This window comes from Microbispora sp. ATCC PTA-5024, from assembly GCF_000511135.2.
GTDB classification, from domain to species: Bacteria; Actinomycetota; Actinomycetes; order Streptosporangiales; family Streptosporangiaceae; genus Microbispora; species Microbispora corallina.
In genome coordinates this window covers 1,525,770-1,543,080 of the sequence record NZ_KI866523.1, presented here as the reverse complement: position 1 = coordinate 1,543,080, position 17,311 = coordinate 1,525,770, and the positions used below count along the sequence as shown (strand labels likewise).

Below are 17,311 nucleotides of genomic sequence, written 5' to 3'. Positions count from 1 at the left end.
CGCCGCCGAGATGGCCGTACGCGTCGAGACCGTGCGTTCAGACGTCCAAAACGCCTGTGCCCAGCGCGTTCGGGCCTCCGACGACGCTCGGGGGTGACGGACAGACAAACGTGACTGGGGTGGCCATCGGGCTACTGGGACCGCGTCCCGTCGCCGTCAGCGCGGGAGAAGACGGAACTGTACGCGTCTGGGACCTACCGACCCTCGCCCCAATCGGGGAGCCGGTCAAGGTCGGTCAATCGGTCACGGCGATCGTCAGAGGATCGCCTCCGGGACACCCGCTCACACTGATCGTCAAAGTGGGTCGTTCGCAGAATGTGATCACCATGCCACGGTTCGCGGGGCAACCGCTGACGGTGACCGGCGGAGACGGCAGAGGCCCCGCTGTCGGCCGCCTGAAGGGTCGAACGGTGGAGGTCACCGCCGGCGACGAGCTTCAGGTGGTCGACACCGCGTCCGGGCGGAGAATCGGGCCGCGGATCCTCTTGGGCGAGGACAACGGAGTTCGGGCGCTCCAGCTCGTCACTCTGAACGGCAGGCTCACCGCTGTGGTCAACGACAACGGCGGCGACGAGAACGAGCCGGGGCCGGATCCTCTCCGTTTCGTGGACCTGGCCACCGGCAGGGAGCTCGCGGGGATCGACGGTGATTTCACCACCGTGCGCAAGGTGAGAGTGAAAGGAAAGACTGTCCTTCTGACCGTCAACCGGCGCCTGGGAAGCATCTCCATATGGGACCCTGTCTCGCGCAAGCAGATCGGGTTCCTGCCCGGCAATCCACCGGCGCCCAGCGCATTGGGCGGCGAGCTCTATGAGAATTCCAGACCGGCCTTCACCGAGGTCTCACTGGCCGTGGGAGAGTTGGCCGGTCGGCCGATCGCGGTGACCGGAGGCGGTGACAACACCGTCCGGCTTTGGGGCCTCGACACCGCCAGGCAGCTTGCCGCGACCGTTCCGCCCGGTCACACCGACTCGATTCAGGCGATCGCGGTCAGCGAGTCGTACGGCCGGCCTGTGGCGATCACCCAGGGCTGGGACGACCGGGTGATCCAGTGGGATCTCGCCACGGGGCGGAGGATCGCCGCCCCACCGCCCGACACCTACCGCTCCCTCGAAGACGTCCCAGCCGATCGTCTGCGTGACCGTACCGTCGTCGTGAACCGAACGGGGGGCGGACCGTTTCGGGATCTCGTCGCCTCCAGTCTGACAGAGCGTCTTCGCATCCAGGACGAAAAGATGGCCCTGGTCGCCCAGGCCGGTGATCACACTGTGCTGTTCGGCAGGGACGGAACCAGAGCATGGATCAAGGACCCGATTACGAGGGCGAGAATCGGAGCTCCTGTGAAGATCGGTGAAACTACTCCGCTGGGGCTGACGACACTGGCCGACATCGACGAGAGACTGGTCCTCCTCGTCAGCTTGAGGGGAATGACCCGAGTTCTGGATTTCCAGAGCGGCCGCCTCCTTGGCGAGGTGAGCGGGGTCAGTTCCAGTGAATCCCCGATCGCCGTGGCTCACGTACGCTGTACGACCGCGGTCGTCACCCAACGCGGCGCCAAGGTCTATCTCTGGGACCTGCGAACGGGCCGCAGGCTGACGCCGCCCCTTCGAGGGCACAGCGCACGCGTCACCCGAATCCTGTGCGGACGACTCGGCGACATCCCGATCGCGGTGACCACCGCTCTGGGCGGCGACATCCGCGTGTGGAACCTGCTCGACGGACGGCAGATCGGCACTCCGCTCAAGGCTCACAACCGGTCCGTCGTCACGGCGCTCGGCTACGTGAACGGGCATACCGTCGTGCTTGCCGGCGGAAAGGCCGAAAAGGTCTGGATGTGGGATCTCGGCGGCTAAGCAGACGGCCAGAAGGCCTGCGTCTCTGTACGGGCAGATGTCCACCAGGCCGGGGCTGCGGCCACCATGGTCTGCCGATTCCCAGGGGAACCTCATCTGAGCGACGGGCGCTGCCGAGGGATGAAGCCGCTCCCCCATCCGATGGGATATCCATGGAACTGCATGGCGTGGCGAAAGAGGTGTTCACCGTCTGCTTCGGGGTGTTCGGCCTGGGGGTGGGCGCATATGGCGCATGGAGCATTTTCAAGGAGCTAAGCTTCCGGCGCGCCGGCGTCGCCACCACGGCGACCGTTGTCGGATACCGCTCCGGACCGCGAGGCGGATCCTGGCGTTGGCCACTCAGTCGGCGCACCGTCTACCCGATCGTCCACTTCCTCACAGGCGATGGCGCCGAGGTGGAAAGCGCTGTGCGAGCCCCCCTCGCGGTCGAATCCGCACCGGAGAAGGACGCACAGATACGAGTGACCTACGACCCGCGCCACGCGGAGAGGGTCGCGACCGCCCCTGATCCCGGTAGCGGCCAGGAGCTGTTTGTCGCGGGTCTGATGGGCCTGATCGGGCTTGGCTTCGCCGGCGTTTCCGTCGCCGACATCGCCGGGGGCCTGGAGATGACGGCTGAGGTCGACGTGTGGGGGCTGCTGAGCCCATTCGTCATCTGGGCCGCGTATCAACTGGTGGCCTGGATCTGGCGCAGGTCATTTGGACGCGCAACCACGCCACAGGACGGTGCCGACGCTCGTGAAGGTGACGCCCACACAGGGACAACGTGATGGATGTGCGCGTCCGCGCAGGAGCACCCCGGATCCCGCGCCCCGAGCGTGCCATGAGCCAGGGGCAGACACGGGAAATCAGAGGCGCTGGAGATCAAGAGACGAAGAAGCCCCCGACCGACATTCCTGCTGGTCAGGGGCTCTTTTTCCTGCTGGTGGCAGGTCCAGGGTTCGAACCTGGGTGGGCTGAGCCGACGGTTTTACAGCTGCCGTGCTGTCTGCTCGCCTCGATCCGCGTGTCCGCTGATCAGAGCGGCGACAGCGCCGTAGGCTCCTTGTCGTCCTCTTCGTGCCACATACGTGCCACACGGTCCTCTGAACCGTCCCTTGTGCCACGCTCGGCATCGAACCCGTCCGCGATCTCTCGGTCCCGCCCTTCCACGGCTCGCGCGTAATGGCGAGTGGTGACGCTCGCGTTGGAGTGGCCGAGCCGACGAGCAGCCACCATCACGCTGTGCCGGTCAGCTACCCAGGTGGCGTGCGTAGCTCGGAGATCATGAGGCGTGACGTCCTTCAGACCTGCTGCGTCGACGGCCGAGTCGAAGTGCCACCGCCGCCATGCGTTGTAGTGCAGGGCCTTACCGGTCCGGCCCGTGAAGAGCAGCGCGTCCGAGTCTTGGGGTAGCCGGCCGAGGTGGGACCGAAGCGCCGAGATGACGAAGCCGGGAAGCGTGATCTCCCGCCGTTGGTGCGACTTGGGCGTGTCGAAGACGTGCTTGCCCGCGATCTCCGCCAGCGATTCCGCGACGATAAGTCGCCCCTGCTCCAGCTCGACATGCCGACGCCGCAACGCGAACGCCTCACCGATCCGCAGGCCCCGTACGCAAGAAGCTGCACGATCAGGCCGTGAGGCTTACGCATCGCCGAGATCAGCCGCTCGACCTCTGCACTGGTCAGGATGTGCGGTTCGGTCTCGGGCATCCTGGGCAGCCGCACACCACGACAAGGCGTCGCCTTGATCAGGTCGTTGTTCACCGCCGCCATCATGATCTGAGACATCAGGCGGTATGCCTGCCGAACGCGGGAAGGGCTCAACCCCCTCTTGGTGAGGCTCGCAACCCACTCATTGATCATGATGGGGCGCACCTGGCCTACCTCGTTCTTACCGAAGCGAGGTTCGATGAGCGTCCGGAGGAGAGAGGCGTACGAGGCACGCGTCTTGGGCTTGAGTGACGGGCTCACCGACGAGAGCCAGCGCTCCCCCCACTCCTTTACAGTGATCTTCGCCTCGTCGGGGTTGATCCACTCCCCCCGCGCTATCTCGGCCTCCTTGAGCGTGAGCCAGCGTTCGGCGTCCCGCTTCTTCCCGAACGTCTGGGGAGCCGAGCGCATGCACCCATCCGGTCCCCGATACCGCGCCTGCCACCGTCCGGAGGGCAGCTCTCGCGTATTGCCGAAAGCCCGCTTGGCCATCATGCCGCCCTCCCGCCCTCGTAGCCGTCGAGCGTGATAGCTGGCACGATTCCGGCCGCGATGAAGGCGTCAAGCGCCGCTTCCGGGATACGCACGTTCCGGCCGACGTGGACGAAGGTGATACGCCGTTCCTCGATCAGCCGTCGAGGGAAGCGCTCGGAGGTGTTCAGACGTTCCGCCGCCTCCTTCACCGTGAGCAACCGTCCCTTCAGGAGCTCCTGAAGGGACGCGACCTCCTGCCCGGCCTTCCTGGTCACGCTGCCCTCCCTTCAGTTGCCGAAAAATCTAGGCCGTCTCCGAGCGCCTGGAGCTGGTTCATGTGGTTGCGCCAGCGCTGGCGTTCATGGACCGAGCGGAGCAGCCGTACGCCGATCGGAGCCAGCTCGGGATCACCCGGCTTGACCGGCCGCCAGATGTAGCGGTGGGGGCCGACCGGCTCGTCTTCGACGCCGAGCGCTTCGAGAACCCAGGTTCGGCGGTCCTGCTTGTGCTCGGTGAGGGTCTTGTTCGACCACTTCCGCGAGACGAGCACGCGGCGGCCCGCGTAGCCGATGTGGTCGGGCTTGTGGGCCTTGCCCTTGCAACGGCCCGGAGCCATCCCCGCCTTGGCGCCCTTGGGCTGCACCCCGTACCGCAGCCAGTTCGGGCAGGTCGGCGCGCACGGCTCGAACCGCAGCGCGTCGAGCAGCCGTTCGGCGTGGGCCTTCCGGCGTGGGTCGTCAGCGCCCAGGGCGTCGCCGAGGGACTTGGTTAGGTACTTCGACAGGTACTGGATCAGCTGGTCGGCGTCCGGCGTCCCGGCGAGCACGCTCTGAATGTCCATCTGGTCGCCGAAGCGGAGCACGTGCAAGGGTTCCGCCTCGTCGTCCTGGTCGTCCTGGTCGAGCTGGTCGAGGGCCTGATCCCAGGTCGGCAGGACTTCCCCGGTGTCGGGGTCGAGGTAGCCGGCCCCGTCCGCCCAGACCGGCAGGTGGTCACCCCCAAAGCGCACGTCATTTGAACCGCGCCGGGATTGATGGAGGCTCCATCGGTTGGAAAGGATGGAGCTCATGTCAGGTCGATCTGGTTCCTCGCACCCCTCCCAGCGTCGGTATCCGCCAGAGCTGAAGGAACGAGCGGTCTCGAAGCGTTCTGGACCATGCGAGGTGCGCAGGCAGCCGCGCTTGAGGACCAGGGACTAGCAGGCGGAGCCGCCCGCGCCAACACGCACGTGAGCTACATCACGAAATTGGTCGCTAAGGAATTTATAAACGCGGGCATTTCCGAAGAATGCGTCATTGAGCGACAACCGTACTTGCCTGGCTACTACAGAGTTCGCAAGCAGTGGGATTTAGTCGTCGTTTGCGACGGAATCTTGGTGGCGGCTATCGAATTCAAGTCACAGGTGGGCAGCGTCGGAAAGAATATCAACAACCGCTTCGAGGAAGCTCTAGGAACGGCGGCAACAGACACACACGCAGCACAGACCAAGAACGAAGCATACGGGCAGGTCCCGCCGTGGCTAGGGTACGTGTTCGTCCTCCAGGAAACAACCGAAACCGAGCAAGAGAACCGCTCCGTCGACGCACTATTTCCGACAGACCCGGCGTTCAAGGGCATGTCCTACAATCAGCGATATCAGGAGATGGTTAGACGCTTCATCGGAGATGGCATCTACCAAGCAGGATGGTTCATCGCCACAAAGCGAACCGAAGAGGGCATCGTCTACAACGAACCTCTCGCTACCGCGACCGCCGAGGCGTTCACCGCGCAAATCAGAGGGCGCGTGGCTTACGTAGACGCGGTACGGAAAGCCATCAACTAAGCACCACGCTCAAACCAGATTCTGTCTCTAGTTGAAGTGACTGAACGATTCTATTGCAATTGTAAGCCCGCCGAAAATGTCCAGCGGGCTCACATGCCGCTCCCGGCGGTTCAGTATCTGGGAGGCGGTTGCCTTGGCGGAAGGGGCTCGCGAGGAGGGTCGCCCTTGGGACCGACTGGCGGGTTTGGATCTGGTGGTTTTGGCTCGGGGGTGGACTGGTCAGGGGACTTGCTCACATCAACCTCCCTACTATCAGTAAGGTAAGTATTGCTACTAAGAAGATGAGTCCAGGAAAAATGAGGCGCATCGACCAGAGTAGACCTTTGGCCACTTTCTTGGCATCCATGCTTAGAGTCCCAATAGGAGACTCTTCTGGATGCCTTCTCATTAGTAGCATCTCGGTAAAGTAAGCCACTATATGCCCCGGGGCGCCTGCCCCTTCCTTCAAATACTCGTCCCATTTATCTCGAACCGCCGCCACACTAACCTCACGAACCCAGCGCCTCCTCAAAGCATTCAGTGCACATCCGGCGGCGGCAACAAAGAATAATGCGGCGCTTAGCGCGCATCCGTAACTAACGTTCCTCAACGGAACCGTGTTGATTTTGGAGATTGGATCCAAGGTGGTGGGAAGAAGGACAATAACAACGCCACAAAAAGTGAGGAGTTGGCTGGATCTCCGCTCAAAAACCTCGGTGCGTCGCACGTACCATTCAACCAGCCACCGCGCCTGCTCTAAAAACGCCTGACTTGCTTCATAGGTCCATGGAGATTCCGGGTCTACATTAGGCGCTGCTCTCCGGTTAAAGCGCGACTGCAAAATTCGCCAGAGCCCCACGTGCACAATCATGCGCGCGGGACAGTCGCATGTCCATAGGGAGGCTGTGCAACATCGCTGCAACATCGCATGTTGCCGAATTACGCTCTTAGGAGTCAAGGGCGGCGCTCCGCGCCGCCTCGCGGCCCTGCGCCCGCTCGGGCCGTCCACCTGCACAGCCCGCACTAACCCTCAAGGCAGCTTCGACCACAGGCCTGCGCCGAACTCGTACTGCGAACCTATGGCGTTTCTCGGGTCGGCGCTGGCTGCTCAACTCCCCGCCCGCGCAACAAGGCGCGGCTCAGGAACACCTGACCGAGGAAACCGAGGACAAGCCCCCCTCCCAACACCGTGGAAGCTGCCTGAAGCGTCGAATTGGGGAGTTCCACGATTCCCGTTCCGTCCTTCACGCTCCATAGCAAGAAGAGCCCGACGACAAGCATGAGTTGCTGAATGCCCCACACAACCAAGCCGATTCTGATCACAGGTGATTGTGATCCCCAGTGAGTTCGAAGGACAAGAGCCTCCGGCGGGGGCCTCGGCTCCGGGATGATCGCCCGCCCATGAGCCATGTCCGTAGGTGGCTGAGGTGGAAGCCTGGTCGTCCCGTCCGCCCCGACCCAGGCAAGCCCAGCAGACCAGCTCCTACGGCTCAAGCCCGTCTGTAACCGTTGGCATCCCATGACCGAGGAACGGCGGCCGGTCGACGTACACGCGAAGAAGGGCTTGCCCCTCCGTCGCCGGCCCGCTGCCGCTTCGCGGTGGGTCGAGGCGGACGGGAAGATCAGGAGGGGGAAGGCGTGCGCGTCCGCGCTTGAAATTGAGCTTGATCGCGTGCCACACCCGTGCCACATCCCACGGGGAACAGGGGAAAATCAGGGGTCCTCACGGATCAACAAATGAAGAAGCTCCCGACCGGCATCTCTGCTGGTCAGGAGCTCTTTTCCCTGATGGTGGCAGGTGCAAGGTTCGAACTTGCGTAGGCTGAGCCGACGGTTTTACAGCGCGTGACCATTCCAGGTCTTCCGATGCTCTTGACCTGCGCCGGAGCGGGCTTGCTCGGCCTTGGTCCGCAAGATCATTGCACGCATATTGCACGGCTCGGAAACGATCAGTTCCAGCACGTAGACTCAGAGCCATGACGGCTGCCGCCCCTGAAGAGTACGAGGACATGCATCGGCTGGTCGACCAGCTCAGCGGAGACCAGCTCCGGGAGATCCGCGCACACACGCTGCGACTGGTTCACTCCTCCGAAAACGCCGAGAGCGACTCCTGGCCGCCGGCCTTCTTCGGCTCCGTCCGTGCCGGCCGCTCGGATGTCGCCGCCCGTACCGAGGAGATCCTTGCCGAGGGCTTCGGACACGGCGAGTGATCGTCGTCGATACCGGCCCGCTCGTGGCCGCCACGATCTCCGACGATGCCGATCATGAGCGCTGTGTAGGCGAGTTCAAGCGCCTCCACGATGCGCGCCGAGAACTCCTCATCCCCAGCTTCGTCGCGGCCGAAGTCTGCTACATGATCTCCAGGTTCGGCGGCGCCGCACCGGAGGCCGCATTCCTCCACGCTCTCGAGTCGGACGTGTTCACGCTCGTCGAGCTGACCAAGCCTGACCTCTCCAGAGTCGCCGCGCTGGTCGAACGCTACGCGGACTTCCCCCTCGGCGCCGTAGACGCCTCAGTCGTCGCGGTGGCCGAGCGTCTGAAGGTCACTGAGGTGTTCACGCTCGACGTGCGCCACTTCGCCGCGGTCCGCCCCGTGCACGTGCCCGCATTCACCCTGCTTCCCGGGTAGGTCTTCCGTCGCTGCGGCGCACGATCAAGCCGCCTGGGCTCGTGCGGCCTCGCACACTCCTCCTCCGTCCGCGTATCCCGTATGCCGTCGACCCGCTGCGGAGCAGCAGCAGGCCAGCGACGGAGGCGCAAGCCCGTCTTCGCGTGTACGTCAGCCGGTCGCCGTTCCTCGGCCATTGGACGCCAAGGGGCACAGACGGGCTTGAGACGTAGGAGCTGGTCTGCTGGGCTTGCCCGGGTCGATGGCAGGAGGGATGCGCGGGCTCTACAGCAGCCACCTGCGGCCCGCGCTCCCCAGCTCGGCGTCATCCCGGAGCCGAAGCGCCCCCGCCGGAGGCGTCCTGTCGAGCCTCTTCGCGGCGTTTCTTGAACTCGTTGAACCGCCCGGTGAAGACATACAGGTAATCCATGAGAGCTTCAGCCAGGTCGAGAGCATCTTGTGCGTCCTGACGAGCCACTGGGCGGCCTGTATAGTGCGCCGCCTCATTCCCGAGAACGCGTAGCTCCTGGGCCCACTCAAGCAGTCGGCCTTCAATCAGCCCCTGGCGTTCCATCTCCTCGAGCGCGCTTACGAGGTTCTTGGCCCTGATGTTGTGGTCGGCGCAAACCCCTTCCAGAGCCCGTCGAACCATGACGACGGTGGCCGTGTATGCATTGGCGTTGAAGCATAGCTGCGCTTCCTGGTGCTCTCTACGCAGTTCGTGAGGGATGGCGCGAGAGCGGTCTTGCCCTCGCTGATCAGGGAAGGGCCAGATCACATCTGCTCGTGTGGACCGTACGACCTCTTCCTCTGCAAAATCGTCCCAAATGACTTCCTGGTAAAGGGCCAGGGGCGCGAAGCAGTTGTTGCAGGTGGCGATGGCTAATCGGATCTTGCGCTCGTCAGTATCACCAGACTGACCGGTCACGAACTCCGCGCGCTCCTCGGCGGCTTGGTCCTCCGCGCACGCCCAGCAACGAATCTCATACTGGAAGGACGATGTCACGACGACACCGTAGCGAGAGGTGATCGCTCGTGAACAGGGCACCGCGCACCAACACGGCCCGAGTCGCCGGCGGCCGGGACCGGCCCCCAGGCCGCATGCCCGGCCGCCGAGCGGGCGACGGGCCGCGAGGCGGCGCGGAGCGCCGCCCTTGATTCCTATGAGCGTAATTCAGCAATGCGGGGACCACTGCGAAACTAAGCTAGTGGTGGCCGCACAGGATCTGCCGTTTACTTAAACAGCAGCATGAGCGCTCTCGCTACTACAGATTTCCTGTCCGTGCGTTCCCCAACCTCATTCATTCACCTCTATGTCTAACCTGAATAGATCGGCAATTCGGAGAGCATCCTGGTGCTGCCCATATCGGTGAAGGCTCCAACGAAGTACCCACGCGAGATCACGCAAGGCTTCAGGATCAGCCTTATCCAAAAACCCTTGAATGATTTGGCCTACTTCGACCCAGGTTGCTGTTGGGTTGTACTTTGCGACCCGATTGAGGAGCCCTTCCAACTGACCTAGAGCATCCTCGCCAAGCCGCTCTGGATACTTCAGCATCCAGTATGCCATTGCGTTACCTGGATCAGTCAATATCGTAGAGCGAAACCGCTGTAAGCGCTCTAGCTCCAACTGCAGACTAGCCTTGTCAAAAGTGCGGCGTTCATACTCATTGGCACGTGATGCAGTATCTGCATCCACGTACAGCGAGACATGCGCAGACAGAATCTTCAGCCCATGTTCTGGACATCCCTGCAACTTGCCCAGCTTGGTATTTATTTTATGCGTAGCGACTGCTAGAGAAATGATAGAGCAGTTAGACGCCACTTGTTCAGCCGCCTGATGAACGACGTGGCATGCCGCATCGCCGAGATTGCGTTCTCGGGCGAACGCACGAGGAGCCCAGACGCACGAGAAAACACCCTGAAAGTATAGTCCAGGGATCCTACTCTTGAGCGGAGCTTCGAATACATGTCGGCGTGAATGACGCCTAAGCATTTGAATCGGGAGGATTAGTATAAGTGGATGCAGAGTTATTCATGGGCTTATACAGCGCCGCTGCTGTGCGTAGCCTGTTGGAAGTGTACAGGCGTGCCAAAATCCTGTCGCGCAAAGCGATACGCTCTCCGACCTCAGGATCCTGATTCGCTGGCTGCCAGCCAAATAGAAGAGAACTTAGCTTGACCACTCGTCGCTCATCAGGGTGGTTTGGGTCGTAGCCTCTAGCCGCCGTAGTGAGCGATTGCTCGACAAGTGGTTGCAATACTGGAGCAGCGACTGCTGCATCGAGCCATTGATTGAGCACACTAGAAATGGCTGAAGTGGAGCTCTCCAAACTGGCTTGCCAGCCACGGTCTAGTGCGACTGGATAGGGCGCTCCGGGCTTATCGTAAGAGTGATATGCGTAAGCCAGTAGCGAGGGAACTCCGTCGTCCTCTATCAAGCTTGCCAAAGCCAAGAATGCTTCAGCGCCCGCTGCCTTCCGAACTACATCTACGTCTAGGCACCATTTAACTAACTGCTGAAGAACCTGCTCCCGAATCTTGGGCTGCTGCCATAGAGTGCGTAAAGCATCGGCAACTGCTTGCGCGACAGCCGAATGTGGTGTTTGCGCTAGATATACGAGTCGCGTAAGCATCTGTCTAGGGTAGAACCTCGACAGAGGCCCTCCGCATACGTTAGCCACAAGCACTTGAATGTCGGGTGTTGCTCCCCGCTCCCCCTTTGCCCATGCTAATAGAAGCGAGCGCGCCTGGCCGCCAACATGCGCATCTAGAGCAATAGCAGTGATCAGCTCACAGGTTGACCCGCGAACTTTGTTTAGCGGCGCCCATTTCTCTACCAGGTTAACGAGAAGATCAAGTTTTCCGCGACGAGTTGTCCACTTGATTACGTAACCGGTGATCCTCTCCGTTGCCACACCGGCCTCAACCTCCCCCAAATCTACCGGAAGTCCGCACATCCAGGTTACAAATTTATCCTGTAGATGCTGTCGATCGATCCAGAAGTAGTCGAGAACAGCGTCAGCATAGTCTGGACGTAGGAATTGAAGGATCTCGTCACCGGTGAGATCAGCGCCGATTTGATGCGACAACTCAATGATCCCAGCTCCCTGCTGCCCCTGCACCTCCGGCACACGTTCTCCCAAGGCCACTGCAAGCGAGGTCGCTGCCTTAAAAATTTCTCCTACTGCCGTTTGCTCCAGAAGAGCCGCCGCGACGAGAAAGTTCCTCTCCCTACTCGAGGGGTGCCCGATGTGCCACTCGAGCAAGTGCTTGCGCCAGTTCTCCCGCGCTTTTATTGCTAGCTGGATTCTTACTCGTTGCTCATATGATTCTATCGTTTCGTTGGCGTCCTTCTCCTCGTTAAGATCATGCGGGAGCGGAGCATACTGAACTCTAATAATAGTCTCGGCCCACTGCACAGCATCGTCTGGAGTTAGATTACGTACTCTTTGACGGATTGGCTCTGCCGCAGGAATGTCTAACCAAGGCCTTGGATCTATATAAGGGTCAGCAAGTTCGAGCCTCAGACGAATTATCTCTTCGGATGCCGGCAACTCAAGGTAGTGTTTTATATGTTCGCCCCCGTGACCTCCTTTTTCCCATAATGCGGGCGGCACGATAGCCACTAGATAAGACTCTTGCCTTTTTAGATGCGGTTCAAAATCGGCTAGAGTGCGCCCTAAAAATTGACCCAGGTCTCGATCATTACGCAGATCCAGGAGCCAACCGGAGCGACCTGTTCCAAGCAGGCTTTCTAGATTGATGACTTCGCCAGGCTCGCGCCTCACCTCTCTCACGGTTATTTCCCCAGCATTATGTAGGAGATGGACGGCCGCATAGTGACGACCCATATCCTCACCGGCTATCAAGGCGATGACGTGGTGGTGTTCTAGCTTCTCTGCCGCGCTTTCCCCTGGTTCTCGCGAACCTGGATAGAGGCCCTCCGGCGCGACGAATGTCCTCTCACAGATATCAATATAGCTCGGCGGGAGATCGCGATAGGCCAGCATACGGCTGAGGTATTGCTTAACTACACCTATTACGGTTCCCTCATTTTTCCATACGCGCTGGCGCACGCCGATCACATTGTTATCGGGCAGAGCATCGTCATCATCCATTTCCCGATCTATATCGGGAGAAAGACCGTAGCCGGCGCCAGCTTCCTGGGAAGCCTCGCCCGCACCTGACAACTCGGCCAGACTTCCTTCTTCCGCTATCTCTTGGTTGCCTTCGCTACGGGAGAAACCCTCATCCTGAAGGCTCTCGTCGCCGAAGTACTGCCCCTGCTCAGCGCCATCCACCATCTAGCAGCCTACCAATCTATGCTCGCGGCATATCACCTTGGGTACGTACATAATCCGCATTCTCAAGGTTTCATTCAGGAGCAGACGGCAATTAACATCAGCCGATGTCCTCACCCTTTATGCCTATGATCTTTGAGCCCTGCTCGCTGCGGTTGATATCTTGAACCACATCGGCTCTACGTACTCGCTTGCCGTCAACACCTGTCACTTCGCCAGCGGCCGTCTGCATATGCTGCCTAACGCTAGCTCCGGTTGAACTGCGAAGCTCCCCCTGGAACGTAATGCGTTGGTTATAGATGACCTCGAGCAACTGTCTAAGCCTACCCAGTCGGGACAATAGATTTTGGTCCTCTGATCGAATACGCTCCGGGTTTCGCTGATAGACGCCTAGCGCGCCAGATAGTGCCTCGAGCTCATTGATGTACTTTTCAAGGGCTTCCACATCAGTCTGTACAGGTTCGAGATTTCCTTCGACCACTTCTGGGGTCTCAACTTGTTCAGGTTCGGAGGATTTGTTGCCACGATTGTCGAGCAGATGGGCGAGCCGTCCGAACAGAAAGCCAAAAGCCTGGTTCAGAGCCGCTCCGGCAAGCACAGGGAAACTCAGCGGGTCCACGACTCCCCTTTCGCGTCGCGTAAATGTTCTTCACGCATTGTGATCCCTGCTCGCGGTTAGGTCAACGCACTATTAGGTAGCTCCGTAATACGTGTTTTGGTCACTGTCACGATCGGAGCGCTCGGAAGTGGTAGAACCCATTGCGTGGAGGAACGGCGGGATCGGTTGCGGGAGCTGGGTGAGCTGCTGCGGCGGCTGCGCAAGAATGCGGGGCTGACGGGTAAGGAGATGGCGCAGCGGGCCGGGGTGGCTCAGCCGACGATCTCGCGGATGGAGACGGGGCGGCTGTTGCCGACGCCGGAGACGGTTGAGCGAGTGGCCGCAGCCCTCGACCTCGACCAGAACGCGCGACGCGAGTTGGACACGCTGCTCGTGCGGCTGCGTGAGGAGGTGTCCCGGCTGAAGGGCGGGCTCGCCGGGCGAGAGGCGGCGAATGCTGCGCGATTGCGCTCGTCGAAGTGGATGGCGGTCTTCTCCTCGGCGGTGATCCCGGCTCTGTTGCAGACGGCGGAGTATGCGCGGCTGGCGGTGGCGATCGGCCGCGATGTCGATGAGGACGATGCGGCCAAGGCGGCGGCCGTGCGGGTTGATGCTCAAGCGGTCCTGTTTGAGGAGGGCCGGCGGTTCGCCTTCGTGCTGACCGAGGGTGCGGTGCGTACCTGGCCGGGGTCTCCGTCGTTGATGCTGGCTCAGCTCGACCGGTTGGCTCAGGTGTCGACGCTGCCGCATGTTCGGCTCGGCGTCGTGCCGTGGAAGGTGGAGGCTCCGGCCTTCCCCCTGCACGGGTTCGCCATCTACGACGGGTCCGTGAGTGTGGTGGAGAGCCTGACCGGTGATCTCACGCTGACAGAGGCGGCCGAGATCGGCGCTCATGAAGAGGCGTTCGAGGCGTTCGCGAGTGCGGCCGTGTACGGGGACGAGCTGAGGGCGCTGCTAGGCGAGATCGCGGCGGACTTCCGGGAGCTGGCGAAGCAGCTCGATGAGTGACGCATTTATGCGTCGTATTCCTTGAGAACCTTCTAGCGTTGGTCATACGCTCAGTCGAAGGCATGTCTAGCCCCCTATACGACGGAGCGTGTCCCATGCCCCCATGGCACCTATCCCGGCACTTCCTCGGCCGTCCCGCCTCGGTCACCGAAGCCAGACGCTTCATCACCGCAACCCTCGGAGCGTGGCCGGTCGTCGAGTCTGCCGAGCTCATCGTGAGCGAACTGGCGACCAACGCCGTCCGGCACACCGACTCGGCCCGGTTCGGCGGCAAGTTCATCGTCAGCATCCAGGCCGAACCCGATCAGGTCTGGCTCGGCGTCACCGACGAGGGCGGCCCCGGCCTTCCCCGTCTCGTCCGGCCTAGTGACGACGAGGGCGGCCGCGGCCTGCTGCTCGTCGCCTCCCTAGCCGACAACTGGGGCGTGTACGGCAGCCAGGCTGGCCGAACGGTCTGGGCGCTGCTCAAGGTCGACCCGATCGCAGCCGCCGCACAGGCGACGTCCCGGTCATGAGCTGCGGGAGCCCGCACGTCCCCGATCGTCGGCAACCCGCGTGCAAGAAGCTGGAATGGTTCAAGCCCACGGACGGAGCGCGGGTGCGCGTGCTCGCCTGGACCTGCGACTGCCTGGCTATGGTCTATGAGCTGTGCCAGGCGGGCGGCCAAGGGTTCATCCGGCGCACCCTCCAAAACGAGGACGCACCCGAGATCCGCGAAACCCACCGCTGGCCCCTCGCCCAGGCACGCGAGATCTGGGCGGCCCTGCTGACGGGAATGGCACGGTGAGCCCGCGTGGTGTCCCCAACCGGCGCTCAGCGATCCGGGCCGTGGACCCAACCACCGGCAAACCCGCCAAAACCGTACTGTCAAGAGGGATAGACGGCATTTCGTCTAGGGGCCTAGACTCGGGTACGCACCACCGAGGAGGAACCGTGCCACCGAACGACCTGGACAAAATCGCCGCCATCGACGATCCCTACCTGCTGCTCCGGGTCGCCACCGAACGACTCAACGCCGCCCAGCAAGAAGTCACCGAACTGGCCCGGCTCCGCCGCCGCGTCATCCAGGAACTCCACGCTCAAGGCATGTCGTATGCGCAGATCGCCGAGAAGGCCGGCCTGTCCCGCGGGCGTATCCACCAGATCCGCCACACCGGCCCCGCGCCTGAGGGCGCATTCCTCGGCGTCGGGTCGGTCACCGTGGTGACGCCGCTGCGGCACGACGCAGCGACCGGCCGATCCATGGTCGCCCTGGACGACATGCGCGCCGGCAAGCGCCTGGAAGACCTCGCCCGGACCTTCGGCCTGACCGTGGCGACCGACAACGTCACCGTCGATGGGGAGATCGACCTCAACCGCCCAGGGCTGCTCGTCATTTGCGGCCCCCGCATGTCCGAGGCGATGCGGGCGGCGTACGACGCCGATCCGGTCATCCGCTGGGACCGAGACGACACCGGCTGGAAGCTGGTCGACACCCGCACTGGTCGGGAGTACCGCTCCGGCTCCCAGTTCGACCCGCACCAGCCGACTGACTCGGCCTTCCTCGGCAGGTTGCCCCGGCCGGACGGCAAGGGGTCGTTCCTGGCCATCGCCGGTATCCACCCCAACGGCTCCCTCGGCGTCATCCACCTGCTCGCCAGCGAGATCGCCACGTTGTGGGGTCAGGTCGGCGACCGTCGCTTCTCCTGCGTGGTCGGCGTCGAATACGACCCGCAAACGGGGGAACCAGTGCGGGCGGAACTGTCCAGCCCGCTCTACCGGCACGAGGACACCTGATGCGCGTCGCCTTCGCCAGCGAACCCGCCTACCCCGACCGGCCCAACGAAGACTTCATCGGTGCCACCGCCGACGCCGTCGTCCTGCTAGATGGCGCCAGCATCCCGCCAGGTGTCACCTCGGCCTGCTCGCACAGCGTGCGGTGGTACTCCCACACTCTCGGTTCCACCCTGCTCGCCGAGATGACCCAAAGCGCTGGCCCCCTGCCCGAGCTCCTCGCCAAGGGCATCAAGCACGTCACTTCACTGCACGACTTCACCTGCGACCTGACCCACGGCGGCTCCCCCTCCGCCACTGTCATCATGCTCCGCCAGACCGCCGGCCACCTCGACTGGCTCGTCCTCGGCGACAGCACCCTCATCCTCGACACCGGCACCGCCGAGCCGATGGTGATCTGCGATGACCGGCTAGAACAGGTCGCCGCACCCCACCGCGCACGGCTCGACAGCCTGCGCGGCGGCACACCCGAACACGCCGAAGCCCGCCGCGAGTACGTCGAAACCCTCGGCCAATACCGCAACCGTGACGGCGGATTCTGGGTCGCTTCCACCGACCCCCTCGCCGCCGACCAAGCCCTCACCGGCACCATCCCCGCCAACCAGGTACACGCCGTGGCCGTGCTAACCGATGGAGCCGCCGACGCCGTCAACCGCTACAGGCTCATCACCTGGCGACAGCTCCTCGACGTCTTAGCGCAGGACGGACCGGATGAGCTCATCCATCAGATACGCGAAGCCGAGCGCTCCGATCCCCAAGGGGAACTCTGGCCACGCAGCAAGGCCCACGATGACGCGAGCGCCGTCTTCTGCCTCGTCTGACTACTCGACCCACCACCAGCCGTTACCGAACGATCGGACCGGCCTGCCAACGTCTCCCGCCGCCGTCATGAACACAGTCTCGAAATCGGGCGAAGACGGCACGTAGGCGATCCCCGCGCCCGTCTCCGCCCTCCAGTCCTCGTACACCGGGAGATACACCCCGTCTTCCTGCACCTGAACGCTTCCGTCGATCGAGACAAGACCCATCCACCACGGCACCGGCAGAGGCTCCCCCCGCCGGTAGGCGGCACCGATAGCGTCGAAGCGGTCTCGCTGTAGCAGGAAAAGGTTGTCTATAAAGGCGTTCTCCCAGTTCGGAATGGCGAGTGCGGCAGCAACGATGACACCGACGAGCAGGGGCATCGTCGCCCGGAGAGATA

19 protein-coding genes and 1 pseudogene are annotated in these 17,311 nt (G+C 62.5%); 10 read left to right on the top strand and 10 right to left on the bottom strand.

Annotated features, from left to right (window positions below; translation table 11 throughout):
* Positions 1–410 precede the first annotated feature (410 nt).
* Together MPTA5024_RS19705 and MPTA5024_RS19700 are read left to right on the top strand one after the other, a co-directional pair.
* Positions 411–1,853, top strand: a complete 1,443-nt coding sequence (locus MPTA5024_RS19705; RefSeq protein ID WP_036325549.1) for a WD40 repeat domain-containing protein — start codon at positions 411–413, stop codon at positions 1,851–1,853.
* Between the two features lie 152 nt (positions 1,854–2,005).
* Positions 2,006–2,623 carry a DUF3592 domain-containing protein gene (locus tag MPTA5024_RS19700; RefSeq protein WP_036325547.1) on the top strand — a complete coding sequence of 206 codons (618 nt, stop codon included), beginning with the start codon at positions 2,006–2,008 and terminating at the stop codon, positions 2,621–2,623.
* Between the two features lie 247 nt (positions 2,624–2,870).
* On the opposite strand, the gene MPTA5024_RS42365 is transcribed toward MPTA5024_RS19700, so the two are convergent.
* From MPTA5024_RS42365 to MPTA5024_RS19685, 4 genes and pseudogenes are all read right to left on the bottom strand, one after another.
* Entirely contained in the window at positions 2,871–3,431 is a 561-nt protein-coding gene (locus MPTA5024_RS42365) for a tyrosine-type recombinase/integrase (protein ID WP_269750616.1), read from the bottom strand.
* Between the two features lie 251 nt (positions 3,432–3,682).
* Positions 3,683–3,955 (bottom strand): annotated as a pseudogene (locus MPTA5024_RS44670) (site-specific integrase); the annotation flags it as partial.
* 80 nt (positions 3,956–4,035) lie between these two features.
* Entirely contained in the window at positions 4,036–4,293 is a 258-nt protein-coding gene (locus tag MPTA5024_RS19690) for a helix-turn-helix domain-containing protein (protein WP_232326542.1), read from the bottom strand.
* Positions 4,290–5,027 carry a replication initiator gene (locus MPTA5024_RS19685; RefSeq protein ID WP_232326541.1) on the bottom strand — a complete coding sequence of 246 codons (738 nt, stop codon included), beginning with the start codon at positions 5,025–5,027 and terminating at the stop codon, positions 4,290–4,292. Before MPTA5024_RS19685 ends, MPTA5024_RS19690 begins: the two co-directional genes overlap by 4 nt.
* Positions 5,028–5,174: 147 nt before the next feature.
* On the opposite strand from MPTA5024_RS19685, the gene MPTA5024_RS39820 reads away from it, so the two are divergent.
* A complete protein-coding gene (locus MPTA5024_RS39820; RefSeq protein ID WP_232326540.1) occupies positions 5,175–5,840 on the top strand; it encodes a PaeR7I family type II restriction endonuclease in 666 nt (221 codons plus the stop codon).
* 232 nt (positions 5,841–6,072) lie between these two features.
* Here MPTA5024_RS39820 and MPTA5024_RS41060 read toward each other — a convergent pair whose 3' ends face one another.
* The gene (locus tag MPTA5024_RS41060) at positions 6,073–6,546 is read right to left on the bottom strand and encodes a hypothetical protein (RefSeq protein ID WP_157099564.1); all 474 of its coding nucleotides are present in this window, start codon (positions 6,544–6,546) and stop codon (positions 6,073–6,075) included.
* A gap of 1,249 nt (positions 6,547–7,795) precedes the next feature.
* Between MPTA5024_RS41060 and MPTA5024_RS19670 the strand changes: the two genes are divergently transcribed.
* Positions 7,796–8,029, top strand: coding sequence for a hypothetical protein (locus MPTA5024_RS19670; protein WP_036325540.1), 234 nt, complete (start codon positions 7,796–7,798; stop codon positions 8,027–8,029).
* Positions 8,026–8,448 carry a type II toxin-antitoxin system VapC family toxin gene (locus tag MPTA5024_RS19665; RefSeq protein ID WP_036325539.1) on the top strand — a complete coding sequence of 141 codons (423 nt, stop codon included), beginning with the start codon at positions 8,026–8,028 and terminating at the stop codon, positions 8,446–8,448. Before MPTA5024_RS19670 ends, MPTA5024_RS19665 begins: the two co-directional genes overlap by 4 nt.
* Positions 8,449–8,752: 304 nt before the next feature.
* Here MPTA5024_RS19665 and MPTA5024_RS39815 read toward each other — a convergent pair whose 3' ends face one another.
* From MPTA5024_RS39815 to MPTA5024_RS41045, 4 genes are all read right to left on the bottom strand, one after another.
* Positions 8,753–9,433 (bottom strand): DUF4145 domain-containing protein, encoded by a 681-nt coding sequence (locus tag MPTA5024_RS39815; RefSeq protein WP_051458366.1) that lies wholly within the window; start codon positions 9,431–9,433, stop codon positions 8,753–8,755.
* 291 nt (positions 9,434–9,724) lie between these two features.
* Positions 9,725–10,252, bottom strand: a complete 528-nt coding sequence (locus MPTA5024_RS41055; RefSeq protein WP_157099563.1) for a hypothetical protein — start codon at positions 10,250–10,252, stop codon at positions 9,725–9,727.
* A gap of 163 nt (positions 10,253–10,415) precedes the next feature.
* Positions 10,416–12,731 (bottom strand): hypothetical protein, encoded by a 2,316-nt coding sequence (locus MPTA5024_RS41050; RefSeq protein WP_157099562.1) that lies wholly within the window; start codon positions 12,729–12,731, stop codon positions 10,416–10,418.
* 100 nt (positions 12,732–12,831) lie between these two features.
* Positions 12,832–13,350, bottom strand: a complete 519-nt coding sequence (locus tag MPTA5024_RS41045) for a hypothetical protein (protein ID WP_157099561.1) — start codon at positions 13,348–13,350, stop codon at positions 12,832–12,834.
* A gap of 144 nt (positions 13,351–13,494) precedes the next feature.
* Here MPTA5024_RS41045 and MPTA5024_RS19655 point away from each other — a divergent pair, with 144 nt between their 5' ends.
* The 5 genes from MPTA5024_RS19655 to MPTA5024_RS19635 all read left to right on the top strand — a co-directional run bounded on the left by MPTA5024_RS19655 (position 13,495) and on the right by MPTA5024_RS19635 (position 16,931).
* Entirely contained in the window at positions 13,495–14,337 is an 843-nt protein-coding gene (locus MPTA5024_RS19655) for a Scr1 family TA system antitoxin-like transcriptional regulator (RefSeq protein WP_051458365.1), read from the top strand.
* Positions 14,338–14,432: 95 nt separating this feature from the next.
* Entirely contained in the window at positions 14,433–14,852 is a 420-nt protein-coding gene (locus tag MPTA5024_RS19650) for an ATP-binding protein (protein ID WP_051458364.1), read from the top strand.
* A gap of 83 nt (positions 14,853–14,935) precedes the next feature.
* Positions 14,936–15,124, top strand: coding sequence for a hypothetical protein (locus MPTA5024_RS19645; RefSeq protein WP_051458363.1), 189 nt, complete (start codon positions 14,936–14,938; stop codon positions 15,122–15,124).
* 41 nt (positions 15,125–15,165) lie between these two features.
* The gene (locus MPTA5024_RS19640) at positions 15,166–16,113 is read left to right on the top strand and encodes a sigma factor-like helix-turn-helix DNA-binding protein (RefSeq protein ID WP_232326539.1); all 948 of its coding nucleotides are present in this window, start codon (positions 15,166–15,168) and stop codon (positions 16,111–16,113) included.
* On the top strand, positions 16,113–16,931 hold the full coding sequence (locus tag MPTA5024_RS19635) for a protein phosphatase 2C domain-containing protein (RefSeq protein ID WP_036325537.1): 819 nt from the start codon (positions 16,113–16,115) through the stop codon (positions 16,929–16,931). The genes MPTA5024_RS19640 and MPTA5024_RS19635 overlap by 1 nt, the downstream gene beginning before the upstream one ends.
* Here MPTA5024_RS19635 and MPTA5024_RS19630 read toward each other — a convergent pair.
* A partial coding sequence (locus tag MPTA5024_RS19630) for a hypothetical protein (RefSeq protein WP_232326538.1) occupies positions 16,932–17,311 on the bottom strand: 380 nt, incomplete at its 5' end.

Excerpts from the sequence above, each read along its gene's own strand:
- MPTA5024_RS19700 (WP_036325547.1), top strand. The coding sequence starts at position 2,006 with ATGGAACTGCATGGCGTGGCGAAAGAGGTGTTCACCGTCTGCTTCGGG.
- MPTA5024_RS39820 (WP_232326540.1), top strand. The coding sequence starts at position 5,175 with ATGCGAGGTGCGCAGGCAGCCGCGCTTGAGGACCAGGGACTAGCAGGC.
- MPTA5024_RS19670 (WP_036325540.1), top strand. The coding sequence starts at position 7,796 with ATGACGGCTGCCGCCCCTGAAGAGTACGAGGACATGCATCGGCTGGTC.
- MPTA5024_RS19650 (WP_051458364.1), top strand. The coding sequence starts at position 14,433 with ATGCCCCCATGGCACCTATCCCGGCACTTCCTCGGCCGTCCCGCCTCG.
- MPTA5024_RS19635 (WP_036325537.1), top strand. The coding sequence starts at position 16,113 with ATGCGCGTCGCCTTCGCCAGCGAACCCGCCTACCCCGACCGGCCCAAC.